This is a genomic window from Streptomyces violaceusniger Tu 4113, assembly GCF_000147815.2.
Lineage (GTDB): Bacteria > Actinomycetota > Actinomycetes > Streptomycetales > Streptomycetaceae > Streptomyces > Streptomyces violaceusniger_A.
Genome location: NC_015957.1, coordinates 7,672,791 through 7,699,210, shown reverse-complemented (window position 1 = coordinate 7,699,210; position 26,420 = coordinate 7,672,791). Strand labels below are relative to the sequence as shown.

23 protein-coding genes and 2 pseudogenes are annotated in these 26,420 nt (G+C 72.7%); 9 read left to right on the top strand and 16 right to left on the bottom strand.

Annotated features, from left to right (window positions below):
* Positions 1-53 precede the first annotated feature (53 nt).
* Positions 54-980 carry an NADP-dependent oxidoreductase gene (locus tag STRVI_RS31355; protein WP_014059587.1) on the top strand — a complete coding sequence of 309 codons (927 nt, stop codon included), beginning with the start codon at positions 54-56 and terminating at the stop codon, positions 978-980.
* 509 nt (positions 981-1,489) lie between these two features.
* Here STRVI_RS31355 and STRVI_RS31350 read toward each other — a convergent pair.
* From STRVI_RS31350 to STRVI_RS51190, 4 genes are read right to left on the bottom strand one after another with little or no spacing between them, the layout of a single operon-like run.
* The gene (locus STRVI_RS31350) at positions 1,490-1,828 is read right to left on the bottom strand and encodes a DUF202 domain-containing protein (RefSeq protein ID WP_014059586.1); all 339 of its coding nucleotides are present in this window, start codon (positions 1,826-1,828) and stop codon (positions 1,490-1,492) included.
* 18 nt (positions 1,829-1,846) lie between these two features.
* Complete coding sequence (locus STRVI_RS31345) at positions 1,847-2,323, bottom strand: YidH family protein (RefSeq protein ID WP_014059585.1); 477 nt, start codon at positions 2,321-2,323, stop codon at positions 1,847-1,849.
* Positions 2,320-2,856 carry an NUDIX domain-containing protein gene (locus tag STRVI_RS31340; protein ID WP_014059584.1) on the bottom strand — a complete coding sequence of 179 codons (537 nt, stop codon included), beginning with the start codon at positions 2,854-2,856 and terminating at the stop codon, positions 2,320-2,322. Before STRVI_RS31340 ends, STRVI_RS31345 begins: the two co-directional genes overlap by 4 nt.
* 29 nt (positions 2,857-2,885) lie before the next feature.
* The gene (locus STRVI_RS51190; RefSeq protein ID WP_014059583.1) at positions 2,886-3,620 is read right to left on the bottom strand and encodes a hypothetical protein; all 735 of its coding nucleotides are present in this window, start codon (positions 3,618-3,620) and stop codon (positions 2,886-2,888) included.
* Positions 3,621-3,895: 275 nt separating this feature from the next.
* On the opposite strand from STRVI_RS51190, the gene STRVI_RS31330 reads away from it, so the two are divergent.
* From STRVI_RS31330 to STRVI_RS31315, 4 genes are all read left to right on the top strand, one after another.
* A complete protein-coding gene (locus tag STRVI_RS31330) occupies positions 3,896-5,551 on the top strand; it encodes an FAD-binding dehydrogenase (protein ID WP_014059582.1) in 1,656 nt (551 codons plus the stop codon).
* A gap of 141 nt (positions 5,552-5,692) precedes the next feature.
* Positions 5,693-6,427 (top strand): molybdopterin-dependent oxidoreductase, encoded by a 735-nt coding sequence (locus STRVI_RS31325; RefSeq protein WP_014059581.1) that lies wholly within the window; start codon positions 5,693-5,695, stop codon positions 6,425-6,427.
* A complete protein-coding gene (locus STRVI_RS31320) occupies positions 6,411-7,169 on the top strand; it encodes a cytochrome b/b6 domain-containing protein (protein ID WP_435532596.1) in 759 nt (252 codons plus the stop codon). The genes STRVI_RS31325 and STRVI_RS31320 overlap by 17 nt, the downstream gene beginning before the upstream one ends.
* 238 nt (positions 7,170-7,407) lie before the next feature.
* Complete coding sequence (locus STRVI_RS31315) at positions 7,408-8,430, top strand: glycoside hydrolase family 6 protein (protein ID WP_014059579.1); 1,023 nt, start codon at positions 7,408-7,410, stop codon at positions 8,428-8,430.
* 31 nt (positions 8,431-8,461) lie between these two features.
* Here STRVI_RS31315 and STRVI_RS31310 read toward each other — a convergent pair whose 3' ends face one another.
* A complete protein-coding gene (locus STRVI_RS31310; RefSeq protein ID WP_014059578.1) occupies positions 8,462-10,387 on the bottom strand; it encodes a glycosyltransferase family 2 protein in 1,926 nt (641 codons plus the stop codon).
* A 277-nt stretch (positions 10,388-10,664) separates the two neighbouring features.
* Between STRVI_RS31310 and STRVI_RS31305 the strand changes: the two genes are divergently transcribed.
* Positions 10,665-11,858: a glycosyltransferase gene (locus STRVI_RS31305; RefSeq protein ID WP_043236842.1), complete on the top strand. Its 1,194-nt coding sequence runs from the start codon at positions 10,665-10,667 to the stop codon at positions 11,856-11,858.
* Positions 11,859-12,077: 219 nt separating this feature from the next.
* Positions 12,078-12,347, top strand: coding sequence for a hypothetical protein (locus STRVI_RS31300; protein WP_043236840.1), 270 nt, complete (start codon positions 12,078-12,080; stop codon positions 12,345-12,347).
* A gap of 34 nt (positions 12,348-12,381) precedes the next feature.
* On the opposite strand, the gene STRVI_RS31295 is transcribed toward STRVI_RS31300, so the two are convergent.
* From STRVI_RS31295 to ribA, 7 genes are all read right to left on the bottom strand, one after another.
* Entirely contained in the window at positions 12,382-14,907 is a 2,526-nt protein-coding gene (locus STRVI_RS31295; RefSeq protein ID WP_014059576.1) for a SpoIIE family protein phosphatase, read from the bottom strand.
* 42 nt (positions 14,908-14,949) lie between these two features.
* On the bottom strand, positions 14,950-16,035 hold the full coding sequence (locus STRVI_RS31290) for a hypothetical protein (protein WP_014059575.1): 1,086 nt from the start codon (positions 16,033-16,035) through the stop codon (positions 14,950-14,952).
* Positions 16,036-16,079: 44 nt separating this feature from the next.
* Positions 16,080-16,994, bottom strand: a complete 915-nt coding sequence (locus STRVI_RS31285; protein WP_014059574.1) for an NmrA family NAD(P)-binding protein — start codon at positions 16,992-16,994, stop codon at positions 16,080-16,082.
* A gap of 2 nt (positions 16,995-16,996) precedes the next feature.
* Complete coding sequence (locus STRVI_RS31280; RefSeq protein ID WP_014059573.1) at positions 16,997-19,129, bottom strand: xanthine dehydrogenase family protein molybdopterin-binding subunit; 2,133 nt, start codon at positions 19,127-19,129, stop codon at positions 16,997-16,999.
* The gene (locus STRVI_RS31275; RefSeq protein ID WP_014059572.1) at positions 19,126-20,115 is read right to left on the bottom strand and encodes an FAD binding domain-containing protein; all 990 of its coding nucleotides are present in this window, start codon (positions 20,113-20,115) and stop codon (positions 19,126-19,128) included. The genes STRVI_RS31280 and STRVI_RS31275 overlap by 4 nt, the downstream gene beginning before the upstream one ends.
* A complete protein-coding gene (locus tag STRVI_RS31270; RefSeq protein WP_014059571.1) occupies positions 20,112-20,618 on the bottom strand; it encodes a (2Fe-2S)-binding protein in 507 nt (168 codons plus the stop codon). The genes STRVI_RS31275 and STRVI_RS31270 overlap by 4 nt, the downstream gene beginning before the upstream one ends.
* Positions 20,619-20,801: 183 nt before the next feature.
* Positions 20,802-21,458 (bottom strand): GTP cyclohydrolase II, encoded by a 657-nt coding sequence (gene ribA, locus STRVI_RS31265; RefSeq protein ID WP_014059570.1) that lies wholly within the window; start codon positions 21,456-21,458, stop codon positions 20,802-20,804.
* 97 nt (positions 21,459-21,555) lie between these two features.
* Between ribA and STRVI_RS31260 the strand changes: the two genes are divergently transcribed.
* Entirely contained in the window at positions 21,556-22,305 is a 750-nt protein-coding gene (locus STRVI_RS31260; protein ID WP_014059569.1) for a creatininase family protein, read from the top strand.
* Positions 22,305-22,943, top strand: a pseudogene (locus STRVI_RS55050) (RibD family protein); the annotation flags it as partial. The gene STRVI_RS31260 and the pseudogene STRVI_RS55050, both read left to right, overlap by 1 nt.
* Before the next feature lie 273 nt (positions 22,944-23,216).
* Here STRVI_RS55050 and STRVI_RS55045 read toward each other — a convergent pair.
* The 4 genes and pseudogenes from STRVI_RS55045 to STRVI_RS31240 form a co-directional block, all read right to left on the bottom strand.
* Positions 23,217-23,972: pseudogene (locus STRVI_RS55045) on the bottom strand (lysylphosphatidylglycerol synthase transmembrane domain-containing protein); the annotation flags it as partial.
* Positions 23,973-24,058: 86 nt separating this feature from the next.
* On the bottom strand, positions 24,059-24,895 hold the full coding sequence (locus tag STRVI_RS31250) for a trans-aconitate methyltransferase (RefSeq protein ID WP_014059567.1): 837 nt from the start codon (positions 24,893-24,895) through the stop codon (positions 24,059-24,061).
* Positions 24,892-25,998 carry a glycosyltransferase family 4 protein gene (locus tag STRVI_RS31245; protein ID WP_014059566.1) on the bottom strand — a complete coding sequence of 369 codons (1,107 nt, stop codon included), beginning with the start codon at positions 25,996-25,998 and terminating at the stop codon, positions 24,892-24,894. Before STRVI_RS31245 ends, STRVI_RS31250 begins: the two co-directional genes overlap by 4 nt.
* Entirely contained in the window at positions 25,995-26,393 is a 399-nt protein-coding gene (locus STRVI_RS31240; RefSeq protein WP_014059565.1) for a 6-pyruvoyl trahydropterin synthase family protein, read from the bottom strand. The genes STRVI_RS31245 and STRVI_RS31240 overlap by 4 nt, the downstream gene beginning before the upstream one ends.
* Positions 26,394-26,420: the final 27 nt, after the last annotated feature.

Below are 26,420 nucleotides of genomic sequence, written 5' to 3'. Positions count from 1 at the left end.
AACCACGAGAACGTGAGAACCACGAGAACGCGTGAGCCGCGAGGAGCACCACCATGAAGGCCATCACCTACCGCCGCTACGGCGGCCCCGAGATCCTGGAGTACGGGGAGCGGCCGGAGCCGAAGGTCGGCCCCGACTCCGTCCTGATCAGGGTCAGGGCCGCCAGCGTGAACCCCGTCGACTGGAAGGCGCAGGCCGGATACCTCGAACCGATCCTGGACGCGGTCTTTCCGGTCATCCCCGGCTGGGACGTCTCCGGGGTCGTGGAGCGGCCCGGCCCCGCGGTGACGGAGTTCCGGCCCGGTGACGAGGTGATCGGATACGTACGGGAGGACTTCCTCTCCCGGGGCACCTGCGCCGAGTACGTGGCCGCGCCCATCCGCACCCTCGCCCGCAAACCGCGGAACCTCTCCTTCACGCAGGCCGCGGGCATCCCGCTGGCGGGCCTGACGGCCTACCAGTCGCTGGTGCGGGCGCTGCGGGTCGGCGAGGGCGACACCGTCCTGGTCCACGCGGCGGCGGGCGGGGTCGGCTCGATGGCGGTCCAGCTGGCCCGGCACATGGGGGCCCGCGTGATCGGCACCGCGAGCGAGCGCAACCACGAGTATCTGCGCGCGCTCGGCGCGGAGCCGACCACGTACGGCGAGGGCCTCGCCGAGCGGGTCCGCGCCCTCGCCCCGAACGGGGTGGACGCCGTGCTCGACCTGGTCGGCGGCGACGCGCTCACCGTCTCCGCCGAACTCCTCGCCCCCGACGGCCGCCTGGCCTCCATCGCCGACCCCGCCGTCCTCGGCCTCGGTGGCCGCTACGTCTTCGTCCGCCCCGACCCCGACGACCTTCAGGACCTCACCGACCTCGCAGAGCGCGGCGCCCTCGGCGTCGAGGTCTCCGCGGTCTTCCCCCTTCCGAAGACGGCGGACGCCCAGCGTCTCAGCATGGAGGGCCATACCAGGGGCAAGATCGCCATCGCGGTGGACTGACCCTGGCCTGAGCGATCTTCTGGGAGCGCCCCGGTCGGCGGGGGCCTTCGGTCGGGTGCAGACCGGGCGGGCGAAGTTCCCCACCCCGCCCCTTCCCGAAACAAGGAACTGCGCCCCTCGGACCCTGCTGGGCTGCGCCGCTTGGACCGCGCTGGGCTGTGCCTCTCGGACCCTGCTGGGCCCAGTCCCCCGAACCCCGGTTGGGTGCTCGGACGTCGGCGGGGGCACGGCCCGGCCTCCTTTTGGGCTCGGTCCCCGCCCCGGGCGGCACCGTGAGCGCGGGGTGCGGCCTCGCCTGGGGCTACGTGGCGTGCGGGGCGTGGCTCTACGGGGTCAAGGGGCGGAGCCCCGGAGGGGTCAAGGGGCGGAGCCCCTTGCTTCGGGAAGGGGCGGGGTGGGGAACTTCGCCGCCGCAGGCGCCCCGGGCCCGCACTCGGCCCCGCCCCGGCCGGCTGCCGCCTACCCCCGCGGCCGGCGCGGCGATGGCGAGGGCCGACCCTCGGGTGGTCTCAGCGCAGCATCGCCGCTCCCAGGACGGCCAGGGCGAAGGTGCAGGCCACCGCTGCCACGGCCGCCCGCGGGGACAGGGCGGGCGGACGTGGCATGCGCATGGCCCTGATGCGGCGGTGGGCCAGTGCCAGGAAGGCCAGCCAGGCCACCACCACCAGGGCCAGGACCACGAGCGAGGCCGGGTCGATACCGCTGTGCAGGGTCTGCCGGCCCGCGAGCGAGGCGGCCACCGCGCAGGCCAGCGTCGTACGCCGCCAGGCCAGCCGCGTCCGCTCCGGCTGGAGCCCGGGGTCCCGGTCCCGCGTTCGTGATCCGTGCGTCCCTTTCCCGTCCGGCATCGCCTCACACCTCCCGGGTCACCCGCCCCACCCGAAGGCGGCCAGGATCACCATCAGCAGCGCGACCACGCCGACCGCGAGCCCCAGCACCACCGGGAAGCGGGACATCGGCAGGTCCTCGCCCCGCCGCATGGCCCGCTCGCAGCGCACCCAGTGGCTGATGGCCCGCAGGGCGCACAGCGCGCCGCCCGCCAGCAGGATGAGCGCCAGCGCGAGCCGCAGCGGCCGGGCCGTCTCCGGGAGGAACTGGTCGACCGCGAATCCGCCGCCCACCAGCGCCATCGCGGTGCGCAGCCAGGCGAGGAAGGTCCGTTCGTTGGCGAGTGAGAAGCGGTAGTCGGGGGTGCCGCCCTCCTCCCGTAGCCGCTCGGGCGCGAACCACAGCCGTACGTCCGCCGCCGCCGAGGCGAGACCGCCGCCACGCGGCTCGGCGGGCTGCGCGGGCTCCGATGGCTGCGGAGGCTCCGAAGGCCCGGACCCGGAGGATTCGGTCATGCTTCGACCCTCTCACGGCGCCACTCCATCAGCCGCCGGTACGCCTCCCGCCCGTCCGGCACCCACTCCCACTCGGGCAGCCGCCGGGTCAGCTCCTCCTCGGTGAGAAAGGCGTGCCAGGCGACCTCCTCGGCCTGTGGATCGACCGGCAGCTCGCAGCGCACCTCGTAGACCCGGCTCCACCAGGTGTGCTCGGGTGTCTCGTAGAGGAACGAGAAGAGCGGTACGGGCGCGGGCAGCCCCCGCACCCCCAGCTCCTCCTCCGCCTCGCGCAGCGCCGCCTCGTCATAGCCCTCGCCCGCGCCGACGACCCCGCCGACGAACATGTCGTACAGCGAGGGGAAGACCAGCTTCTCGGCGGTGCGGCGATGGACGAAGACGCGGCCCTGGGCGTCCCGGGCCAGGATGAAGACGCAGCGGTGCCGGAGCCGGTGGGCCATGGCGTCACCGCGTCGGGCCTGGCCCATCACGCGGTCCCGCTCGTCCACGATGTCGAGTAGTTCGTTGGCGGAAAGCGGTTCCTGATCAGGCATACCGCCATACAAGCAGATCACGGGCGCGGTCAGCGCCGGTGGCCACCGCCGTATCCGCCGCCGTAGTCGCCCCCATGGCCGCCGCCGTAGCCGTTTCCGCCGCCATAGCCGCCGCCGTTGCCGTATCCGCCCCCATAGCCGTCCCCGTAACCGCCGCCCTGGCCCTGCCCCTGCCCCGGTGTGTACGGCCCGGAGCCGCCGTTCTCGCCGCGCTGCCGCTCCTGCTGCTGCTCGGCCAAGCGGTCGAACGCCTCCACCGCGTCCTGCCAGTCGTCGTACTCTCCCGGCCCGCGGGACGACCAGTCCGGCCAGGACGGCGTGGAGCGGCCCTTGCCGGACGACGGGGTCCGGGGCCTGTCCGGTGTGGGGTCGGCCGCCGGGGCCTGGGCCACGGGCTGGGCGGCGGGCGGCTGGGGTTTGGGCTTCTCGGCGCGCGCACCGCGCAGCGGGGTGTCGCCCACCGCCGCCTCGGCGTACGGGACGGTATGGCTCTCCGGCTCGTCCGGGACGGCCGTCGAGGTGTCGTGTCCGGAGGCGGCCGTCGCCTCACGGGCGTCCTTGCCCATGAACATGAAGAGGGCGGTGGCGGCGCCGGTGGCCGACAGCAGAATCGCTCCGGCGGCGGCCTTACGGCGGTTGTCCACGGGGCGGCGGCGGGCATGCCGGGGCCCGATCACCTCGCCGCGGAGCACCTGTGCCTCGTCCGCGGGTGGTCCGGATTGGAGGGGCTGCGGGCCGGGGGTGACGAGCGTCGGGTTCACCACGCGACGTTCCACCTCGGGCGTCGGCCCTGAATGCTCAACGGAGCGGTCAGCCATGGTCGATGATGATGCACGGTCGGCCTAAACCGTGTCCAATCTCGGTGAACGATTGTGACCTTTTGTTCTACGTCCAGGTTTCGCGGGGGGAGTTGGCGGTCGGGAAGCGGCCGGAAACCGCTCCCATACCCCGGGTTGACGCCGTACTGGGCGGTAGGCAGGATCGCGGTCATGACGCCGTCGGCGGGCGTCGGCGGGCTCACGAGAACGGACACCACACCATGGCGTACGACGCGGACGTGATCGTGGTCGGCGCGGGGCTCGCGGGCCTCGCCGCCACCGCCGAACTGGCCGACGCCGGCCGTAAGGTGATCCTGCTCGACCAGGAGCCCGAGCAGTCGCTCGGCGGCCAGGCCCACTGGTCCTTCGGCGGCCTCTTCCTCGTCGACTCACCCGAGCAGCGCCGCCTGCGCATCCGCGACAGCCATGAACTCGCCTGGCAGGACTGGCTGGGCACGGCCGGGTTCGACCGCGAGGAGGACCACTGGCCGCGCCGCTGGGCCGAGGCGTACGTGGACTTCGCGGCGGGCGAGAAGCGGTCCTGGCTGCACGCCCAGGGGTTGCGGCTGTTCCCGCTCGTCGGCTGGGCCGAGCGCGGCGGCTACGACGCGACCGGGCACGGCAACTCCGTACCCCGCTTCCACATCACCTGGGGCACCGGCCCCGGTGTCGTGGCCCCCTTCGAGCGGCGGGTGCGGGCGGCGGCCGCCCGCGGCCTGGTCGAGCTGCGCTTCCGGCACCGGGTGACGGGGCTGGCCCGCAGCGCGGGCACGGTCGACACCGTCACCGGCGACATCCTGGAGCCCAGCGACGCCGAGCGCGGCTCCCCCAGCGGCCGCGAGGTCGCCGGGGCCTTCGAACTGCGCGCCCAAGCCGTGATCATCACCTCCGGGGGGATCGGCGGCAACCACGATCTGGTGCGCGCCAACTGGCCGGAGCGGCTGGGCTCCCCGCCCGAGCGGATGATCTCCGGGGTCCCGGCCCATGTCGACGGCCATATGCTCGGCATCGCCGAGGCGACTGGCGGCCGCATCATCAACCGCGACCGGATGTGGCACTACACCGAGGGCATCGAGAACTGGAACCCCATCTGGCCCCGGCACGGCATCCGCATCCTGCCCGGCCCGTCCTCTCTGTGGTTCGACGCGCGCGGCAAGCGGTTGCCGGTGCCGCTGTTCCCCGGCTTCGACACCCTCGGCACGCTCGAGCACATCATGCGGACCGGCTACGACTACACCTGGTTCGTCCTCACCCGGAAGATCATCGAGAAGGAGTTCGCGCTCTCCGGCTCCGAGCAGAACCCGGACCTCACCGGCAAGAGCGTCCGCGATGTGATCGGCCGCGGCCGGGCCGGTGCCCCGGGCCCGGTCCAGGCGTTCATGGACCACGGCGCGGACTTCATCGTGGAGCGGTCGTTGACGGCGCTGGTCCGGCGGATGAACGAGCTCACCAAGGAGCCGCTCATCGACGAGGAGGGGCTGCGGCGGGAGATCGTCGCCCGGGACCGCGAGATCGCCAACCCCTACACCAAGGACCTCCAGGTCACCGCCCTGCGCGGCACCCGCAAGTATGTGGCCGACCGGCTGATCCGCACCGCCGCCCCGCACCGCATCCTCGACCCCAAGGCGGGTCCGCTGATCGCCGTGCGCCTGAACATCCTGACCCGTAAGACACTCGGCGGCCTCGAGACGGACCTCTCCTCCCGCGTCCTGACCGAGGGCGGCGAACCGCTGCCCGGCGTCTACGCGGCCGGGGAGGCGGCGGGCTTCGGCGGCGGGGGAGTGCACGGCTACCGCTCCCTGGAGGGCACCTTCCTGGGCGGCTGCCTCTTCTCGGGCCGTACGGCGGGCCGCGCGGCGGCCAAGGCGGTGGGGTAGGCCCGGGGCACACCGGCACGTGCCGTAGACCCGGCGCTTGCCGTAGACCCCGCACGGCCACCGGACCCGGAGTCTTACCGAAGTCTGACGAATCCCGGGCGGATATGGCGCGCCACCCCCGCCCGGTGCTCTTATCGACCCATGGACCCCAACACCGGTGCCGGATCCGACGGCCACGGCGCCCCCGTCGGCCGGCGCCTCGTCCTCGGCATGCTCGGCCTCGGCGCCGGCGCGATGGCCGCGGCCCCCTGGCTGCAGGGCCGCCTGGAGACCGCCCTGGGCGCGGTGGCCGACAAGGACCCGACGGGGGTGACCGGACTCCTCCCCAACGGCGGGGGATTCCGCTACTACTCCGTCACCTCCTCCGTGCCCCACAAGGACGCGGGCAACTACCGCCTCACCGTGGACGGACTCGTCGACAAGCCCGCCGAGTACCGCCTCGCCGATCTGCGCGCGCTCCCGCAGACCCGCCTCGTCCGCGATGTCCAGTGCGTCACCGGCTGGCGGGTGCCCGGGACCCCGTTCGAGGGGGTGCGGCTGTCGACGCTGCTCGACGCCGCCGGGGTGGGTCCGCGGGCCAAGGCCGTCCGCTTCACCTGCTTCGACGGCGCGTACAGCGAGAGCCTGACCCTCGACCAGGCGCGGCGCGCCGACGTCCTGGTCGCGCTGAAGCTGCGGGACAAGCCGCTGGAACACTCCCATGGCGGTCCGGTGCGGCTGTATGTGGCGCCCATGTACTTCTACAAGTCGGCGAAATGGCTCTCCGGTATCACCGTCACCGACGAGGTGCGGCCCGGCTATTGGGAGGACCGGGGCTATGACGTCGACGCCTGGGTCGGTAAATCGAACGGACGCGACGATGACCCCACCGCCTGAGCGGATGACCCCACCCTCCGAGCGGACGATGACCGCGTCTTCGCGAGCCGGGGGCCGGGACCAGGACCACGACCAGGACCGGTCGCGGGTGCGCCGGTTCAGCCTCGCCGAGCGCTGGATCCACCGCACCACCGCCCTCCTGCTGGGCGTGTGCGTGTTCAGCGCGGGCTGCCTCTATCTGCCCCAGCTCGCCGAACTCGTCGGCCGGCGCGCCCTCGTCGTCACCGTCCATGAGTGGAGCGGCATCCTGACGCCCCTCCCGGCCCTGCTCGGGCTCGCCTCCCGCGCCTTCCGCGCCGATCTCACCCGGCTCAACCGCTTCGGCCCGCACGACCGCCGCTGGCTGCGCGCGGCGCTGCGCCGCGACCGCCGGCGACAGGAGCGCCCGGCGGGGAAGTTCAACGCCGGGCAGAAGCTGTACGCGGGGTATATCGCGGGCGCGGTGATGGTGATGGCGGGCACCGGGCTGCTGATGTGGTTCACCGGTCTGGCCCCGCTGGTGTGGCGTACCAGCGCCACCTTCGTCCACGACTGGCTGGCGCTGGCCATCGGCCTCGTCCTGATCGGCCATATCGGCAAGGCGTTCGCCGATCCGGAGGCCCGGCGCGGGATGCGCACGGGCAGGGTCGAGCGGGCGTGGGCGGCCCGTCAGCATCCGCTGTGGCGGCCGGACGAGGACGCCGCGGACGGCCACCGGGACGCGGGGCGCGACATCGGAGACCACGAGCGCCACGTCCGCTGAACCAGTGGCGACGCTCCCACGTCCGCCGCACCAGCGACCACGAGCGCCGCGTCCGCTGAACCAGTGGCCACGAGCGCCGCGTACCGCTGGACCAATAGCCACGCGCCGGATCCGCTGAACCAGCGACCACGAGCGCCGCGTACCGCTGGACCAATAGCCACGCGCCGCATCCGCTGAACCAGTGGCCACGAGCGCCACGTCCGCTGAACCCATGACACCCGGTGTCATGATGCGTCGCATGCGCGAGAAAGGTGCAACAAAGACCGTTATGCGGCTTGCGGCGCATGCCGCCCTATGTGCCGTGGCGATGCTTCCGCTGAGCGGCTGCCGCATGTTCGACGCCCCGCTGCGGCGGGGCGGACTCTGGGTGAACCCGGACAGCCCGGCCGCCCGGCAGGTCCGTGAGCGGCAGGACGAGGGAAAGAACCGCGACGCCGCACTCATCCGGCAGATCGCTCAGCAGCCGGTCGCGGAGTGGCTCGGCCCCGCGCCGCCCCGGGAACGGGTCCGCTTCATCACCGAATCCGCGGCGCGGACCGGGTCCACCCCGGTCCTGGTCGCCTATCACATCCCGTACCGCGACTGCGGGCGGTACTCGGCGGGCGGAGCGCGGAGCGCCCATGCGTACCGGCGTTGGATCGAGCAGATCACCCTGGGCATCGGCGACCGCAAGGCGATCGTCGTCCTGGAACCCGACGCGGTGGCCCAGCTCGTCGACGGCTGCGTACCGGCCAGGCAGCGCACCGCCCGGCTGGCGATGCTCCGCGACGCGGTCGCCATGTTCGCCGCCCTGCCCCATGTGCGGGTGTACGTGGACGCCGGGAACCCGGGCTGGATCAAGAATCCCTACCGGCTGGTGCGGTCGCTGCGCGAGGGTGGCATCGAGCAGGCGGACGGCTTCGCGCTGAACGTCTCCAACTTCCAGCCGACCCGGCGCACCAAGGCGTACGGCCACCGGCTCTCCGCCGCCCTCGACGGCACCCACTTCGTCATCGACACCAGCCGGAACGGCAACGGCCCGCTGCGGCTCCGCGGCGCGGCCCGGCACGGTATCCGGGCCCGGGACTCCTGGTGCAACCCGCCGGGGCGGGCGCTGGGCAAGCGGCCCAGCACCAGCACCGGGGACTCCCTCGTGGACGCCTATCTGTGGATCAAACGGCCCGGAGAGTCGGACGGAACCTGCAACGGCGGCCCTCCGGCGGGCCACTGGTGGACCGAGTACGCGCTCGGCCTGGCCCGCAACGCCCCCCGCCGCCACTAGCCGCCCAGCCGTCCTGCCGTACAGCCGCCGGTCACAGCGCGCAGACCGGCGCCGTTTCCTTGTCCTCGTTCTTGCTCTTGCTCTTGCTCTTCTTGTTCTTCGCCTTCGGGACCGCACAGGGGCTGGCAGCGTCGCGCGCCGTCGGCACCGTTCCGCGCGCCGGGCGCTTCCGGCCGCGGCGCAGCAGCCCCACCGACCAGATCGCCACCGGCGCCAGACACAGCGCGAGGGCGAGCACCGCCCAGGTCCGCATCACCGGATGGGCGTGCCCCAGGAAGAACGAGGAGACCAGAGAGGAGCCGAACACCCCCGCCCACAGCAGATGGATACGGAACGTGGAGAGCCGGTCCGGGCTGGACGAGTCGCCCTTGGGCGTGACCACGAACCGGCTGGTGCGGCGCAGCGCCGCGTCGCACAGCGACTTGGCGTAGATCGGGGCGGACAGCGCCGAGAGCAGCATCCCGGCCAGCCCGCCGGAGCCCTCCGGCTCATGCGGGGAGACGTTGTGCCGCCGGTTCCAGACGTACAGCCCGATCTGCAGCATCGCCGCGTCGCTGTAGAGCATCATCCACATCTCGGCGGGGATGTGGATCCCGGCCGCGCCCAGCACCAGGAACAGCGCACACGACAGCGCGGAGAGGATCCAGTTGAGCGCGGTCATCGGGTAGTACGCGATCATCAGCGAGTAGTTGAGCAGCTTGCCCGGCGACAGGGTGAACGGGCCCTTCCAGAACTGCTTGAGCACGGTCTCGTAGGTGCCGCGGCTCCACCGCATCTGCTGGGTGAAGAAGTCCGTCCAGGTGCTCGGCCCCTCGCCGACCGCGAGCACATCGGGGGTGTAGACCGAGCGCCACTTCTTGCGCGTGGCGGGGTTGCGGTGGCGGTGCAGCTCGAAGCCGGTGGCCATGTCCTCGGTGATCGAGTCGTACAGCCCGCCGATCGAGCGCAGCGCGCTGATCCGCACCGCGTTGTTGGTGCCCACGAACATCGGGCCGCCATAGGCGTTTCCCGCCCGCTGGATCAGTGCGTGGAAAAGGAACTGCTGGCTTTCGGCGGCCTTGGTGACCGGGGTGTCGTAATTCCCGTAGACCTGCGGGCCGACAACAAAGGCGATATCCGGATCCCGGAAGTAACCCAGCATGCGCTCCAGGAAGTTGGGCAGCGGCACATGGTCGGTATCCACACACGCCATGAATTCGTATGCGTCGCCATGGGCGTCCAGCCAGGCGTTGTAATTCCCGTGCTTGGTCCTCGCCCGGAAAGTGCCCTTCGGCTGATTCCACTTCTCGATGCCCTTACGGGAGAAGTGCCGTACGCCCAGCCGTGCGCACAGCGCCTTGACCTCCTCGTCGTCCCCCTCGTCCAGCAGCCATACGTCCAGCGGCCCGGTGTGCCGGATCCGCACCGCCCCCTCCAGCGTGGCCCGGACCATCGCGATCGGCTCCTTGCCGGGCACGAAGCTGGTCAGGAACGCCACCCGCGTCCCCGGCTCGGCCACCACCGGCACCGGATCCCGCGCCACCAGCGTCGCATGGGCGTTGGAGACGACCGTGAACAGGCGAAAGCCCTCGATCAGCGCGATCGAGACCAGCATCGCGAGGTCCGCCGCCCGCTGCCACCACGGGGCGTAGGCGCGATTCAGCCAGTGATCGGGGTGCAGCAGCCACAGCAGCAGCAGCGCCGAGCACACCGGCGCCGCGCAGAGCAGCAGCGCGGCACGGATCCGGTGCGGCTCCTGCGCCAGCAGGCTCCGGCAGCGCACCCGGTAGGGGCGGTCCGTGGGGACGTTGGTCAGCGGGCCCGCCAGCTCGCTGTACCGCTTGTACTCGTACACCGAGGCGGAACGGTGGTGCGGGACGCGGGAATCCGACGCGGTACGCGCGGGCGGCATCCCGGCGGATACGGCGTGTGCGGTGGCTTTCCGGGGGGAATCTCTGACGGGGGTCGGTGCAGACATCTGGGCACTCCCGCGGGGCTGGCTCGAACCGAATGGCGCGCCGCGATGACCCATTCGGGTCATATTATTCAGGTCATCGCGCGAGATGAGAAGGTAACAATCCCATGGGTGCTGGCGGTGCACATCGGATATTCGGCGCGCCCTTGTTGACGGCCCGTAAGGCGGCCACTCCGACGGCCCAGCGGTGCGCGTCTTACGTGATTTACATCCCGCCGTCTGGCAGGGTCGGCACCGATCGAAGCCCATCGGAATACGGAGGATGGGGCGCAGTCGCCCGATGAGAGTCCTGCACATCATCTCCCGCCTCGGGGCCGGAGGAGCCGAACAGCAACTGAGGCTGCTGCTGCGCCATTTGCCGGTGCGCTGTGACGTCATCGCCCTCTCGGGCCCCGGCGCCATCGCGCACGCCATCCGCGCGGACGGCATCCCGGTCACCCATGTGCCCCTGGGCGCCGGGCGCGAGCGGCAGCTCACCACGGTGCCCAGGCTGGTGCGGATCATCCGGTCCGGCGGCTACGACCTGGTGCACACCCATCTGTACCGGGCGTGTGTGCTCGGCCGGATCGCCGCCCGGCTGGCCGGGGTGCGGGCGGTCATCGCCACCGAACACAGCCTGGGCGAGCGGCGGATCGACGGCCGACCGCTCACGGCCGCCCTGCGCGCCCGCTATCTCGCCGCCGAGCGGCTGGGCTCGGCCACCGTCGCCGTCTCGGCCGCCGTCGCCGACCGGCTGCGCGACTGGGGCGTGCCCAACCCCCGGATCCATCTGGTGCCGAACGGGATCGACGCCCGCCACTTCCGCTTCGAACCGGCCGCCCGGGCGGCCGCCCGCGCCCGTCTCGGCCTCCCCGACCGGGCCTTCGTGGTCGGCGGGGTCGGCCGTCTGGTGGCGGACAAGCGGTTCGACGCGGCGGTACGGGCCGTCGCCGAGGTGCCGGACACCCGGCTGCTGCTCGTCGGCGAGGGCCCCGAGCGCCCCGCCCTGGAGGACCTGGCCGCCCGGCTCGGCGTGGCCGACCGGGTGCGGCTGCTGGGGGAGCGCGACGGCGCGGTGGCCCCGCCGGACGACCGGCCCGCGGGGCTGCCCGGACTGCTGGCCGCCATGGACGTCCTGGTCTCGCCGTCCACCGAGGAGGCGTTCGGCCTCGCGGCCCTGGAGGGGCTGGCGGCCGGGCTGCCGGTGCTGCACACCGTCTGCCCGGCCCTCGACGAGCTCCCCGCCGGAGCCGTCCCCGGCGCCCGCCGTATCGCGCCCGGCCCGGCCGCCCTCGCCGACGCCCTGCGCGGACAGGCCGCCGCGGGCCCGCTGCGCTTCCCGGTCCCGGACGCCATCGACCGCTACGACATCGCCCGCGGCGCCCGCCGCCTGATGGACCTCTACGACCGCGCCACCACCTGCGGGCCGGACGGCTGTCTGCGGGTGTCACCCATCAGCCGCCGCATGCCGCGGCGCGGCGCGCCCGCGGGTTGAGAAGGCCTGCGGGCCAGGACGGGCCTCGCGCTGAGACGGCCCTCGTGCCACGCCGACTCCGCGTGCGCCGCCTACCGTTCCGGACGCGGGTCGGTCAGGGGGAATCAGTCGCGTTGCGCGGCATCGCCGCTGTCGTCGGGGCCCAGGGCCCGGCCGCGGAGCAGTTCCAGCACATGCCGCAGGCCGGGGCGGTTACCGTTCGGGTCCGACCGCGCCCGGTTGGCCGAGGCGGCCGCGGAGATCGCCGGGGCGACGGGCCGCGCGGTGCGCTATGCGCCGGTCCCCGCCGAGGAGTACGGGGCCGCGCTGGTGCGCGACCACGGGCTGCCGGACGAGTTGGGGGCGTTTCTCACCGACCTGTTCGCCACCTTGCTGGACGGGCGCAACGCGCGGCTGGGGGACGGCGTGCACCGCGTCCTGGGCCGGGCGCCGCGGGACTTCGCCGACTACGTCCGTGAGACCGCCGGGAGCGGCGCCTGGGCCGACTGAGGCGCGACGGACATCGCCGTCTCCCGCCGGGGGGTCAGGGGAGTGGCTGTGCGGTCCAGATGCATTTGCCGGTGGACGTGTAGCGGGTGCCCCAGCGCCCAGAGAGGGCCGAGACCAGTTGGAGTCCGCGTCCGCCCTCGTCGGTTTCCGCGGCATGGCGGATCCGGGGGGTGGTCAAGGAGCCGTCGGTCACCTCGCAGATCAGCTCCTCGCTGCGCAGCAGCCGCAGTCCGATCGGGCCCCTGCCGTGCCGGATCGCGTTTGCGACCAGCTCGCTGACCAGCAGCTCCGCGATGGGGGTGAGCGGGGCCAGTTCCCAGCGGATGAGCTGGTCCCGGACGTGATCGCGGGCCTCGCCCGCGGCGATCGGCCCTTCGGACAGTGGCCATGCGGCGACATGGTCGGAGGCGAGCGCATGGGTGCGGGCGATGAGCAGCGCCGCGTCATCGGCGGTGAGCTGCTTCTCCGGTAGCAACTCGGCCAGCACCTCGTCGCACAGCCGCTCCAGCGACGCGTGCTCGCCGCGGTCTCCGTCGCCCCGGGCGTCTTGCGGGCCGGGTGCGCGGGCCGCGGCGGACAGTGCGCTTGCCAGGTGCCGCATCCCGCGGTCGATGTCCCGGGCGGCGGATTCCACCAGACCGTCGGTGTACAGCACCAGCAGACTGCCCTCCTCCAGAGTCACCTCGGTGGTCTCGAACGGCGGCCGGGCCGCGCCCAGCGGTGGATCGGGGGCGCCGCCGGCGAAGCGGACCGGGTGGCCGGGGCGTACGACGGCCGGTGGTGGATGTCCGGCGCTGGCGAAGACGCAGGTGGCGTTGGCCGGGTCGTACACGGCGTACAGGCAGGTCGCGTAGAGGTTGTCCCCCAGGTCGCTCACCACGTCGTTGAGGCGGGTGAGCAGCTCGGCGGGCGGAAACTCCAGCTCGGCCAGGGTGCTCACGGCGGTGCGCAGCCGGCCCATGGTGGCCGCCTCGGACAGCCCGTGCCCCATCACATCGCCGATGACCAGGGCCACCCGGGCGCCGGACAGCGGGATCACGTCGTACCAGTCACCGCCCACGTCGATGCCCTCGCTGGCGGGCAGATAGCGGGCGGCGGTGGTGACCGAGGGCAGCGACGGCAGAGCACGGGGCAGCAGCCCGCGCTGGAGCTCCTTGGCCCGGGTGTGCTCCATGTCGTACAGCCGGGCGCGCTCGATGGCCTGCCCCATCAGTGCGCTGAGTGCGGTGAGCAGGGCCCGCTCCTCCGCGTCGAGCCGGCGTGGCTCGGCGAAGGCGACCACGGAGCAACCGATGTTCCGGCCGGAGACGATCAGCGGCAGAAAGGCCCATGCCTGCTTCTGCGCCGCGGCGGGCCGCCCGCGCATGCTGGGATAGCGCGCGGTGTACTCCTCGACCGACTCGACGAAGGCCGGCGCCCCGGTCCGGTACACCTCCGAGACCGGCGACACATCATGGATCGAGGCCCCGTCGATCGTCTCCAGGAAGGGCTGCGGATAGCCGACGGCACCGGCGATCCGGATCACGTCGCCCTCGATGAGCTGCACCACCATCCCCGAGGCGCCGAACGGCGGCAGCACCCGGTCGGCGATGGCGTTCACCACGTCGCGCATCGTCAGGGCCTGCGCGAGGGCGTCGGTCAGCTCGCCGATCCGCGCGCTGCGCTCGGCCGCCGCGTGCTCGGCGGCGGCCCGCTCCGCCTCCCGCGCCCGGCGCGCGGTGATATCGGCGGCGTAGACCGTGAGCCCGTTCGGCACCGGGACCAGTCGCATGGAGTACCAGCGCTGATTGGTGGGCCAGCGCACGTCGAACCCGACGGGGGTGCCGCTCTCGGCGGCCCGCCGGTAGCGGCTCCGCAGGTCCGGCTCGGCGTCGTCGACGCTCAGCCGCGTGAAGGCGTCCCACAGTGTCCGGCCGAGCGTCGTGCGAGCGGCGCCGAGCAGCCGCTCCGCCTCGCCGTTGACGAAGGTGATACGCCAGTCGCCGTCGACCGCGAAGAACGCGTCGCTCATATGCCAGAGCGCCTGGCTCACCTGGTCGTCCGCCAGCAACGTGCCGGTGCCGCCCTGGTCCTGGTCTGGGTTCTCCCGCAGCCGCGGGGCGGCCCACGCGGCCAGCGCCTCGACGGCCGCCCGCCGCTCCGGTGCGGGCCGCTCGGCCGGGGCCGTCAGCACCGACAGCGCGCCGGTGACCTTCTCCGGAGTGACCAGCGGAACCGACAGCAGCCCGCTTCCGGTGGGCAGCGCCGGGCCCGTGCCGCCCCCGGCGCCGAGAGCCGGCGCCCACACCGATACGCCCTGGGCCACCGCGCGGGCCGGGGCGCCGGCGCCGGCCGCCTCGACCTCCGCCCAGTCCCGGGCGACCGTACGGATCAGCCCGTGCACCGCCGCGAGCCGCAGCGACCGGGCGCCGGGGCCGCGCAGATGCACCATGCCGCCGAGACCGCCGGTCTCCGTCACGGCGTGGTCGAGCGCGTATCCGAGCAGATCGGAGCCGGTCAGCCGGTCACCCGCCTCGGTGATCATGCGTATCCGCGCGGCGATGGCCTCGTCCATGCCCATGGAGGGAATTTACCCCCTTAGGGGGACATTCAATGGTATGCGCTAGCTCGCCGGACGCCGGTCGACCGGAGTCGGCGGGGACCAGACGGACAGCGTGGTGCGGCGGGGGCCCGACCAGGGGGCCGGGACCGCGTCGATGTCCTGGGCCAGGCGGTAGGCGAGCGTTTCGTAGTTCACCCGCCAGCCGCGGAAGTGCGGCCACGCCTCCTCCGCGGTGCGCTCCATCGGATAGCCGTAGGTGCGCATCCGTTCCACCCCGCGCAGGAAGTCCTCGTAGCCGAGCCGCACCGGATCCTCCGGGCGCGGGTCGGCGTCGTACGGGATGCCGCGGATGTCGGCGATGTCGCGCAGGCAGACGAAGCCCGCCCGCAGCGCCAGCCGGGTCCGGGCCTGGGGCTGGGACGGGTTGAAGGCCAGCCGCAACGCGGCCGCGTCGAGTACCGCCAGCAGGGCGATCAGCCAGTTGCGGTCGGCCTTGGGGGAGCGGAAGTGGATCAGGACGGGATAGGTGGTGTGGGTCTCGCTCACCACGGCGCACCATCGCTCCCAGCCGCGGAAGAGGTCGCTGATGTCGTCCAGCAGGTCGACCTGGGCGTAGCGGGCGAGGATCTGCGGACCCCACGGCGGGGCGCCCGCCCGGGTCTGCAGCAGGGTGACCTCGGTCTCGCGGCGCTGGTAGGCGTTGTAGAGGGTGGGCAGATAGCCGATCTGCAGACCGACCACGATGGGGCCGGTGGCCGCCGCGCAGAAGTCGATGGCGGTCAGGCCGGCCCGGCGGCTGCTGGCGAAGCCGAGGGTGAAGAGCGAGGACCCGGCCTCGTACAGCGCGTCATGGACGTCCAGCCCGCTCACCGCGGCTTCCAGTAGCCCGTAGCCGAGCATGAAGGAGAGCAGCCAGCCCAGCAGTGTGATCACGATGGACACCGGCGCCACCGGGGCCAGCACCCGGTCCTTGGCCTCGACGCCGTGCAGCCGGTCGGCCATGAACCGGAACGGCCGGCTCACCGAGCGCTGGACGAAGCCGGTGAAACCGGCGGGGGTGGGCCGGGGAATGACCAGGGTGCGCAGCACCGAGGCGAAGATTCCCAGCACGATGACGGCGCCGATGATGCCCAGCAGTACTCGCACCGCGATTCCGTTCCTACATGCGTTCTGTCACGTCCCACCCGCTCTCAGGCCGTGATCATTTCGGGGTGGGTGCCGACGAATTCCCGCACCCCGGTCGCGGGCCTCCCGGTGATCGTCTCGATGTCGTCGGTCCGGCGGTCGTAGCGGTTCTCCGCGTGCAGCCGGGCCATGGTCGCCAGATGCTGGAAGACGTGGTCGGGCAGGCCCAGGGCGCGCAGGTCGTGGTTGACCCAGGCTTCGTAGGAGACGTCCACATAGCTGACCGGCCGGCCGAGCGCGTCAGCGAACTCCGCCGCCATGGTGGTCATGCCGACGGAGGCCGGGCCGGTCAGATGGTAGGTCTTGCCGATGTGCGAGGAGGGGTCCACCAGGATCTCCGTCACCACCGCGGCGACGTCCCGCGCCGCGACCGGGGAGGTGCGCCCGGTGCCGAACGGCAGCCGGATCGTGCCCTCCTGCGCGATGGAGGAGTAGGCGAAGACCGAGAAGAGCGGATTCTCCATGAAGACGGTGGGCCTGAGGTGGGTGACGGGCAACCCGGACCAGTCGAGGGCCTGTTCGCCCAGCCACTGCAGCCGGTGCTGATCGGACTCCGTGGTGCTGGTGAGGTCCATCTGGGAGACCGTCATCTGCGACATATTGACCAGCACCTCCAGCCGCGCGTATTCGCGCGCGACCGCCGCCGTCGTCACCGTGGCCTCCAGATACCGCGACGAGACGCTCATGCCGAAGTACATCCGTCCGCAGCCCTCCATCGCGCGGACCACATCCGGGGCGCGGGCCAGATCGCCCGCCACCACCTCCGCGCCCGTCGCCCGCAGCGCGTCGGCCCGCTCGTCCTCCCGGTGGACCATGGCCCGCACCGGCAGATCGCGCCGGCGCAGCTCCTCCACCACGGTGCGGCCGATGCCTCCGACGCTCCCCGCGGCGCCGGTCACCAGGATCGGTGCCGGGGCCATGGCTAGGACACCAGCTTGTCGAGAGTGATGGGCAGTTCGCGGACCCGGACCCCGGTGGCGTGGTGCACGGCGTTGCCGATGGCCGCGGCGGTGCCCACGATGCCCACCTCACCGAGGCCCTTGGCCCCCATGGGGTTGGTGTACGGATCGGGCTCGTCCAGCCAGTGGGCCTCGATCGCGTGGACATCGGCGTGGGAGGCGATGTGGTACTGGGCGAAGTCGTGGTTGACCACATGGCCGAACCGCGGGTCGAGCACACTGTGTTCGTACAGCGCCATCGACATCCCCTGGGTCATCCCGCCGATGAGCTGGGAGCGGGCCGTCTTGGGGTTGATGACCCGGCCCACGTCGAACATCCCCAGCAGCCGCGTCACCCGCAGCTCACCGGTGTCCTCGTCGACCCGTACCTCGGCGAACTGGGCGCCGAAGCTGTGCATCGCATAGCGCTCGGCCTCCGGATTGCCGCCGGCCATCTCCGCGGTCACTTCCAGCCCCCCCGGTGGCGCGATACCGCCGTGTTCGGCCCGCAGCCGGGCCCGCAGCCGGTCCGCCGCCTCCCAGATCGCGGTGCCCCAACTGTTGATGCCGGCCGAGAACCCGGCGACCGACGCGGCCGGCAGCGCCGTGTCCCCGATCCGCATCTCCACCTGCCCGACCGGGACGCTCAGCGCGTCCGCGGCGATCTGGGTGAGCGCCGTCCAGGTGCCGGTGCCCAGGTCGGCGGCGGCGATCCGCACCGTGTAACGGCCGTCCGGGCCGACCCGGATCGTGGCCGCGTTGCCGGGGAAGCGGGGCGAGGGATACGTCGAGACGGCCACGCCGGTGCCCACCAGCCAGCGCCCCTCGCGCTGCGCCCGGGGGGCCGGATCACGGTGCTCCCATCCGGCCCGGCGGGCGCCCTCGCGCAGACAGTCGGTCAGATGGCGGCTGGAGAACGGCAGCCCGGACTCCGGATGGACCTCCGGCTCATTGCGGAGCCGGAACTCCACCGGGTCAAGACCGCAGGCGATCGCCATCTCGTCCATGGCCGACTCGAGCGCGTACATCCCCTGCGCCTCGCCCGGCGCCCGCATGATCGTCGGCACCGGGACATCCAGCGGGGCCAGCCGGTGGGTGGTGCGCCGGTGCGGCGCCGCGTACATCAGCCGGGAGCAGACGCCCACCTGCTCCGCGTACCCCTTGGCCTTGGCGGTCTGCTCGATCACATCGTGGGCGAGCGCGGTGAGCCTGCCGTCCGGGCCGGCGCCCAGCCGGATCCGCTGGATCGACGCCGGACGGTAGCCGACCAGGGCGAACATCTGCTGCCGGGTGAGGGTGAACTTGACCGGCCGCCGGACGATCCGGGCGGCCATCGCGGCGAGGACGGCGTACGCGTGGGGGTAGACCTTCGAGCCGAACGCGCCCCCGACATGCGGGGAGACCACCCGCACCCGCCCCGGCTCCAGCCCCAGCACCCCGGAGATCAGGGCCTGGCTCATGGAGACGCCCTGGGTGGAACAGCGCACCAGCAGCTCGCCGTTCAGCCAGGTGACCACGGCGGTGTGCGGCTCCATCGGGTTGTTGTGGTACATCGGCGTGGAGTACGTGGTGTCCACCATGGTCGGCGCCGCCGCCAGCGCCGTATCGACGTCCCCCAGCAGACTGTCGGCGGGCGAGCCGTCCTGCAGCTCCCCACCGCCCATACCGAAGGCGGCGGCGTGCACCGGGGAGTAGAGGTCGTCGCGGTCGGCGCGCAGCACCACATCGGGGGGCCGGCTCTCGTAGTCGACGCGGACGAGCCCCGCCGCGCGGCGGGCGGTCTCCAGGGACTCGGCGACCACCGCCCCGATGAACTGGCCGCGCCAGGCGACCTCGTCGGACTGCAGGACCGCGAGTTCCGGATCGTCGGGCCGGGTCAGCGTGGGGGCGTTGAGGTGGCTGAGCACTGCCAGCACCCCCGGCTCCGCCTCCGCGAGCGCGCTGTCCACCCCGGTGACCCGCCCGGAGGCGATCGTGGACTGCAGCGGATACAGATAGACGGGCTGGTCGAGAGGCCATTCATAGGCGTAGATGGCGGTGCCGGTGACCTTCTGCGCGCCGTCGACGCGGTCCATCGGGATGCCGATGGCGTGGGGGCGGGCCGTGACGTGACTCATCGCGCCTCCTCCAGCAGCTCCAGCAGGGTGGCCACCATCGTGTTGCGGGCGAGCGGGACCTTGAAGGCGTTGCCCGGCAGCGGCCGCGCCGCGGCCAGCTCGGCAGCGGCCGCGTCCACGAAGCTCTCCCGGGTCGCGGGCGCGCCGCGCAGCACCGCCTCGGCCGTGGTGGCCCGCCAGGGCTTGTGCGCCACCCCGCCCAGCGCGATGCGCGCGTCCCGTACCGCCCCGTCGGTGACCTCCAGCGCGGCGGCGACGGAGACCAGCGCGAAGGCGTACGAGGCGCGGTCGCGCACCTTGCGGTAGCGCGAGCGGAGGGCGGAGTGCGGGGGCGGCAGCTCCACTCCGGTGATCAGCTCACCGCGCGCCAGGACGGTGTCGCGCTCGGGGGTGGCCTCCGGCAGCCGGTGCAGCTCGGTCAGCCGGATCCGCCGCTCGGAGGCCGGGCCCGCCACCGTCACCACCGCGTCCAGCGCGGCCAGCGCGACGGCCATGTCGGAGGGGTGGGTGGCCACACAGGTGGGGGAGGCGCCCAGGATCGCCATATCGCGCTGATAGCCCTCCATGGCCGAACAGCCCGCGCCCGGTGTGCGCTTGTTGCAGGCGGTGGTGACGTTCTGGAAGTACGGGCAGCGGGTACGCTGCAGCAGATTCCCGCCGGTGGTGGCGAGGTTGCGGAGCTGGCCCGAGGCGCCCGAGAGCAGCGCCTGGGAGAGCACCGGATAGCGCCGCCGGACCCGGGAGTCGGCGGCCAGATCGCTGTTGGGCACGGCCGCGCCGATCCGCAGCCCCCCGTCGGGCAGCTCCTCGATCCGGTCGGAGGTGAGCCGCCGGACGTCGATCAGCAGCTCCGGGGTTGCCACCTCCAGCCGCATCAGATCGACCAGATTGGTCCCCCCGGCCAGATAGGCCGCATCCGGCTCCCGGACCAGGGTGGTGACGGCCGCCGCCACCTCATCGGCGCGCTCGTAGCGAAAGGGCCTCATCGGTGCGCCACCTCCGCGATCGCCGGGACGATGTTCGCGTACGCGGCGCAGCGGCACAGGTTGCCGCTCATCCGCTCGGCGATCTCCTCGTCGTCGAGCACCACATCGGTGGCGCCCAGGTCCTTGCTCGCGGCGCTCGGCCAGCCCTCCCCGGCCTCCTGCAGCATTCCGGCCGCCGAGACGATCTGACCGGGTGTGCAGTAGCCGCACTGGAAGGCGTCATGGGCGATGAACGACTGCTGGAGCGGATGCAGCTCACCGTTGGTGAGGCCGGCTGCCGTGACGATGTCCGCGCCCTGGTGGGCGACGGCCAGCGCGAGGCAGCCGAGGACCCGGCGGCCGTCGAGCAGCAGGGTGCAGGCGCCGCACTGTCCGTGGTCGCAGCCCTTCTTGGGGCTGGTGTTCCCGAGCTGCTCGCGCAGGGCGTCCAGCAGCGTCGTACGGGTGTCGACGGTGAGGCGGTGCTCGGTCCCGTCCACCCGGAGCTCGATCCCCAGGTCCATGGTCCCTACCCTTGATCGTCGTCCGTCGGAACGTCACGCGGCACCCCCATTCTCGGACATATGGGCGCTGATCGCCCGTTCGGCGGTATGGCCACACCGATGGCGGGCCGCGGCTCGCGCCCGGCCGAGGCCGGTGGACGGGGCCGCGGCCCCCGGCCAGGCTCTCCCTCGCCGGGCTCTCCTTCAGGTGCGCTGGATCACGGCTTCCAAATGGGGCAGATAGTGGTCCATGCGATCCCGCTTGGTGAGCAGATACGGGAGGTTCTCCTTGTGCGGAGTCATCAGCAGTGGCACCTGCTCGCTGACCCTGACGCCATGCCGCAGCAGCGCGTCCCGCTTCTGGGGGTTGTTGGACAGCAGCCGCACGGAGCGCACCTCGAGGTCGTGCAGGACATCCGCCGCCACCTTGTAGTCCCGGGCGTCCGCCGGCAGGCCGAGAGCGAGGTTGGCCTCGACCGTGTCCAGCCCCTCCGCCTGGAGCTTCATCGCCTGGAGCTTGGCGAGCAGCCCGATCCCGCGTCCCTCATGACCCCTCAGATAGACGAGAATGCCCCGGCCTTCGGCCACGATCGCCTTCAGCGCCGCGGAGAGCTGGTCGCCGCACTCGCAGTGACGGGAGCCGAACGCGTCTCCGGTGAGGCACTCCGAATGCAGGCGGGTAAGCGCTTCCTCACCGGTGACATCGCCGTATACCAGCGCCATTTGTTCATCACCGCGAACGAGGTCCCGATAGCCGATCGCGAGAAAGTCGCCATGCTTCGTGGACAGCCGGACATTCACCACTCGTTCGACACCCGAGGGGCGGGCGTCGACATCGAACACGCCATCACTTTCTGTCATGTCCCGATCTTATCTGGAAAACCACCGCCCTTGTACAGGAGAATGACAAAGCCGCGGCAACAAGCTGTCCGGCCGACACATGAAAGGTCCACGAGATATGAGCGGTTCGGGAACGCGCCCGCAGGTCGGCATGGTCTTGCCGACACAGACGACGGAGGAAGTACGGGCCGACCGGGCCGATGTCGCCGTGCTTCCCATAGGCAGCTTCGAACAACACGGCGCATTTCTCCCACTGGTGACCGACACGGTCATCGCCGGCACGATCGCAGGCGAGATCGCGGCCGCGTATCCGGTGCTTCACCTGCCCCCGGTGACGATCTCCTGCTCCCATGAACATGCGGCCTGGCCAGGGACGGTCTCCCTGTCCGCGGCCACCCTCTACGCCGTGGTCCGCGATATCGCGGACTCGCTGAGGCGCTCGGGTATACGCGGCCTGATTCTGGTGAACGGACACGGCGGGAATTACGTACTGCGCAACATCGTTCAGGAATCCGCCGGGGGCGACTTCGGTATGGCGCTATTCCCCGGATCGGCGGACTGGGACGCCGCGCGGACCCGCGCCGGAGTACGCACACCGTCGAACAGCGATATGCATGCGGGCGAACTGGAGACATCCATACTCCTGCATGCCCATCCAGAACTCGTCCGGCCCGGTCATGAAACCTCCGACTGGATATCCGACGATCGGAAACATCTGCTCACCCTCGGTATGCCCGCCTATACGGAGTCCGGCGTCATCGGCCGGCCGTCCAGGGCGTCCGCGCATAAGGGAAAGGAACTGCTGGCCGGGCTCGTCGATTCCTTCGCCGAGTATCTTTCCCTGGTCGGTGCCGAGAAGGAGGCGTGATGACCTTCCTCGAAACGGAAGAGGCATGGGAGCGGCTGCGCTCCGTCCGGAGCGAGGCGGACACCGGGCCCGCCGGTCTGGTCCGGGGCCCGGACGGCAGGCGGCGGTGGAGTGAGCCCGCCTCGCCGGAGGCCCGGCTCCTGGTCGACCGCTATCTCCCGCTGTGCCTGGCCGGGCCGCGGCTGACGATCGCTCAGCTCGGCCAGAGCCTGGACGGATTCATCGCCACCCGCACCGGCGACGCCGACTTCGTCACCGGCGAGGAGGACCGCCGCCATCTCCACCGGCTGCGCGCCCTGGCCGACGCGGTGGTCGTCGGGGCCGGCACCGCCGTCGCGGACGACCCCCAGCTCACCGTCCGCGCCTGCGCGGGCACCCACCCGGTGCGGGTCGTCCTCGATCCCCGCGGGCGGGTGCCGCTCGACCGACGCGTGTTCACCGATGGCTCAGCTCCGACCCTGTGGGTGGTGGGCGCCACCGGCGAGCGCCGCCCGGCGCCACCGGACGGGGTGGAGCTGCTGACGCTCACGGAGCCCGACGCCTTTGCCCCCCACCAGTTGGTGCGGGCGCTTCGGCGGCGCGGACTGGGCCGGGTGCTCATCGAGGGCGGCGGCGTCACCGTGTCCCGCTTTCTGCACGCGGGGGCGCTGCACCGGCTCTATGTCACCGTGGCCCCGGTCCTGCTCGGCGACGGCATCCCCGGGCTGCGCTTCGACGGGACGCCGGTCATGCGGGACGCGCTGCGCCCGCCCGTCCGCCGCTCCACCCTCGGCGAGGACACCCTCTTCGAACTCGACCTGTCGGCCCCGCAGCCGGGCGCCCCACTGGACGGCCAGCACCGCGACACCGGGGAGGCTCGCGGCGAAGGTGAGCACCCCGTAGACCACGGCCACGGTCAGCCCCTGGCCGGCGCCCAGGCCCGCGGCGCCGAAGGCCCAGGCGGTGACGCCCTCGCGGGGGCCCCAGCCGCCGACGTTCAGCGGCAGCGCCATGGCGATCAGGGCGAGCACCATCAGGGGCAGCAGCTCGGTCAGCGGAGCGTGTGACCCCGCGGCCCGGGCGGCGAGGACGAACGTCGTCAGATGCCCGGCCAGCACCACGACCGAGGAGACCACCACCCCCGGCCAACTGCCCCGGGCCAGCAGTCCGCGGCGCGCCTCGGCCAGCGCGCCGCGGACCGCGCCCCGCCGCCGCGCGGCCACCGGCGCCGCGCGGTGGCGGCGCCGTACGGCCACGGTGACGAGCAGCGCGACGCACCCCGTGAGCACCGCGGCCCAGGCCATCGGGCCGCCGAGACCGCCGACCAGCCGGCCCAACTGCTCCAGGGCCGGCGAGGGGTGGGCCAGCAGGATCGCCACCCCCACCGCGATCAGCACCACCTGGCCCGCGACCCGCTCCAGCACCACCGCGCGTACGCCCCGGCCGACATCCCCCGCGTCCCGCCCGTGCCGCACCGCGCGATGCACATCGCCGAGGACCCCACCGGGCAGCGCGGCGTTGAGGAACAGCGCACGGTAGTAGTCCGCGACGGCCGGACCCAGCGGCAGCCGGATCCGCAGCCCCCGCGCCACCAGACACCAGCGCCATGCGCTGAAGACCGTGGTGAGCAGGCCGAGACCGAGCGCCGCCAGCAGAGTGAGGCCGTCGATGGTGTGCAGACCGTCCACAAAGGCCCCGGTGCCCAGCCGCCACAGCACCACCCCGAGGATGGCGACGCCCGCGGCCGCCCCGAGCCGGGCCCGCAGCGCGCCGCTCACGCGGCCGCCCCCAACGTGCGGGACGCGGGCAGCGCCAGCAGATCGCGGTGGTGCACCACCACCCGCAGCGCGCCCGTCGCGGCGATCGCCAGTCGGCGGCGCAGATACGCCTCGGCGCGCCCGGCCAGCTCCGGCCGGTGCTCCACGGCCGCGCCCACCCAGCCCCGCAGCCACTCGGCCGTCAGCGCGGCGTGGTCGGCGCCGAGCGTCCAGGGGCTGGCATGGGTCCGTACCGTCGCGCCGTAGCGGGCGAACGTCTCGGAGGCCACCGCCATCGCGTCGGGGCCCACCAGATCGCCGCGCCGCTGATGGGCGTTGAACGCCTCGGCGATCTCCGCGTCCAGCGGATCGGCCGGGGTGATCTCGACCCGCCCCACCACGGACAGCGCCAGCAGTGCCGGGCACTGGGCCGCGGCGCAGGCCGCGGCGATGCCGTCCACCTCCTCGGCGGTGAGCACGTCCAGCAGAGCGGACGCGGTCACCAGCGAGGCGCCGTCCAGCGTGCTCGCGGTCAGCCGCTTGAGGTCGCCACGCGCCGTCGCGATGGCGATGCGGCTGCCGTCGGTGGCCGCCCGGGGCATCCGCAGGGCCGCCCGGTCCAGCAGATCGGGGTCGCGGTCGTGCAGGATCCACAGTTGCGGGCCGCTCAGCCGGGGCGCCAGCCAGCGCCCCATGGAGCCGGTGCCGCAGCCCAGATCGTGGATCACCAGCGGCGGGCCGGAGAGCCGGGGGCGGAGCTCCTCGATGAGTTCGGGGGAGCGGGCCGCCGCGTCGGCGCTCTCCCGCAGCTCCAGCCAGTCGGGGGTGTAACGCGGTACGTCGGTCGTCTTCACGCGGCCCTCCGCGGTTCGTCTCGGAGTTCTTCCAGCGCACCGGCCAGGTTCCGGGTGGTGTTCTCCCACCCGGCCAGCGCGGTGCGCCGCTCGTGCGCGGCGGCGGTCAGCCGACGGCGTATACCGGGGTCGCCCAGCCAGCGGCGCAACGCCGCCGTCAGCGCCCCGGGGTCGTCCGGGTCGATGAGCATGCCCGGCACCCTGCCGTCGGGGGCCTGCCCGATGGCCTCGGGAACCCCGCCGACGGCGGTGGCCAGGACCGGGATTCCCCGGGCGAGCGCCTCGGTCACCGCCATGCCGTAGGTCTCGGCGTACGAGGCGAGCACCATCGCGTCGGCCCCCGCGTAACCGGCGGCCAGCTCGGCGCCGGTCTTCGGGCCGAGCAGCCGCACCCGGTCGCCCACGCCCAGCTTCTCGATCAGCTCCCGGAGCCGGGCGGTGTACTCCGGGTCCTGGTCCAGGGCTCCCGCACAGTCGCAAGCCCAGGGCAGATCCGGGATCTCCGCGAGCGCCTCCACCAGCCGGAGCTGCCCCTTGCGCGGGGTCACCGAGGCCACGCACAGCAGCCGTGAGCCCTCGCCGCCCGAGGAGGCGAGGGGGGCGATATCGGCGCCGGGCGCCGCCACATGGACCCGGTCGGGCACCAGCCCGTGCAGATCCACCAGCCGACCGGCCGCCCATGCGCTGGTGGCCACCACCGCCCGTGCCGAGCGCAGCGTCCGGCCCTCCAGCGCCGTCAGCTCCGCGGCCCGGCCGGGGGCCAGCCCCGTCTCGTCGCCCAGCGGCAGATGCACCAGCACCGCCAGCCGCAGCCGCTGGGCCTGCGGGACGACGATGGCGGGGAGCGCACCGGCGACCAGCCCGTCGAGCAGGACGGCCGTGCCGTCCGCCAGCCCGGCCAGGATCCGGGTCAGCTCGGCGCGGGCGGCGGGGCCGGGCCGGGGCCAGTCACCCTCGACCGCGTGCTCCTCGACCCGCCAGCCGGTGGCGGGCAGATCCCGGCAGATCCGCCGGTCGTAGACGTTGCCGCCGCTCGGCGCGGCCGGGTCGGCCACGGCGCCGGGCATCACGATGTGCACCGTGCGCGGTGCGGCCGGGCTCATAGGCCGCGCTCGTAACTCGCCCAGGCGACATGTGACTCATGCAGGGTGACGGCGATCCCGGACAACCCGCGGGCGCCCTCGCCCAGCGCCCCGGAGTGGACCCGTTCGGCGAGGCGGTCGGCGATCACCTTGGCGAGGAACTCGGTGGAGGTGTTGATCCCCTCGAAATCGGGTTCGTCGTCGAGATTGCGATAGCTGAGCGCGCCGCACACCTCCCCCAGCTCACGGGTGGCCAGGCCGATGTCGACGACGATGTTGTCGTCGTCCAACTCGGCACGGCGGAAGGTGGCGTCCACGAGGAACGTCGCCCCGTGCAACCGCTGCGCGGGTCCGAAGACGTCCCCGCGAAAACTGTGAGCGATCATGATGTGATCGCGGACGGTGATGCTGAACAACGGATGACCCTCCAGATACGGCGCATC

Bases quoted from the DNA above. Each gene is read 5' to 3' on its own strand.
- STRVI_RS31320 (WP_435532596.1), top strand. From the start codon at position 6,411: ATGACCCCACCGCCTGAGCGGATGACCCCACCCTCCGAGCGGACGATG.
- STRVI_RS31355 (WP_014059587.1), top strand. From the start codon at position 54: ATGAAGGCCATCACCTACCGCCGCTACGGCGGCCCCGAGATCCTGGAG.
- STRVI_RS31330 (WP_014059582.1), top strand. From the start codon at position 3,896: ATGGCGTACGACGCGGACGTGATCGTGGTCGGCGCGGGGCTCGCGGGC.
- STRVI_RS31315 (WP_014059579.1), top strand. From the start codon at position 7,408: ATGCGCGAGAAAGGTGCAACAAAGACCGTTATGCGGCTTGCGGCGCAT.
- STRVI_RS31245 (WP_014059566.1), bottom strand. From the start codon at position 25,998: ATGAGCCCGGCCGCACCGCGCACGGTGCACATCGTGATGCCCGGCGCC.
- STRVI_RS31295 (WP_014059576.1), bottom strand. From the start codon at position 14,907: ATGGGCATGGACGAGGCCATCGCCGCGCGGATACGCATGATCACCGAG.
- STRVI_RS31345 (WP_014059585.1), bottom strand. From the start codon at position 2,323: ATGACCGAATCCTCCGGGTCCGGGCCTTCGGAGCCTCCGCAGCCATCG.
- STRVI_RS31285 (WP_014059574.1), bottom strand. From the start codon at position 16,994: ATGGCCCCGGCACCGATCCTGGTGACCGGCGCCGCGGGGAGCGTCGGA.
- STRVI_RS31325 (WP_014059581.1), top strand. From the start codon at position 5,693: ATGGACCCCAACACCGGTGCCGGATCCGACGGCCACGGCGCCCCCGTC.
- STRVI_RS31270 (WP_014059571.1), bottom strand. From the start codon at position 20,618: ATGGACCTGGGGATCGAGCTCCGGGTGGACGGGACCGAGCACCGCCTC.
- ribA (WP_014059570.1), bottom strand. From the start codon at position 21,458: ATGACAGAAAGTGATGGCGTGTTCGATGTCGACGCCCGCCCCTCGGGT.
- STRVI_RS31310 (WP_014059578.1), bottom strand. From the start codon at position 10,387: ATGTCTGCACCGACCCCCGTCAGAGATTCCCCCCGGAAAGCCACCGCA.
- STRVI_RS31260 (WP_014059569.1), top strand. From the start codon at position 21,556: ATGAGCGGTTCGGGAACGCGCCCGCAGGTCGGCATGGTCTTGCCGACA.
- STRVI_RS31340 (WP_014059584.1), bottom strand. From the start codon at position 2,856: ATGCCTGATCAGGAACCGCTTTCCGCCAACGAACTACTCGACATCGTG.
- STRVI_RS31305 (WP_043236842.1), top strand. From the start codon at position 10,665: ATGAGAGTCCTGCACATCATCTCCCGCCTCGGGGCCGGAGGAGCCGAA.
- STRVI_RS31280 (WP_014059573.1), bottom strand. From the start codon at position 19,129: ATGAGTCACGTCACGGCCCGCCCCCACGCCATCGGCATCCCGATGGAC.
- STRVI_RS31275 (WP_014059572.1), bottom strand. From the start codon at position 20,115: ATGAGGCCCTTTCGCTACGAGCGCGCCGATGAGGTGGCGGCGGCCGTC.
- STRVI_RS31350 (WP_014059586.1), bottom strand. From the start codon at position 1,828: ATGCCGGACGGGAAAGGGACGCACGGATCACGAACGCGGGACCGGGAC.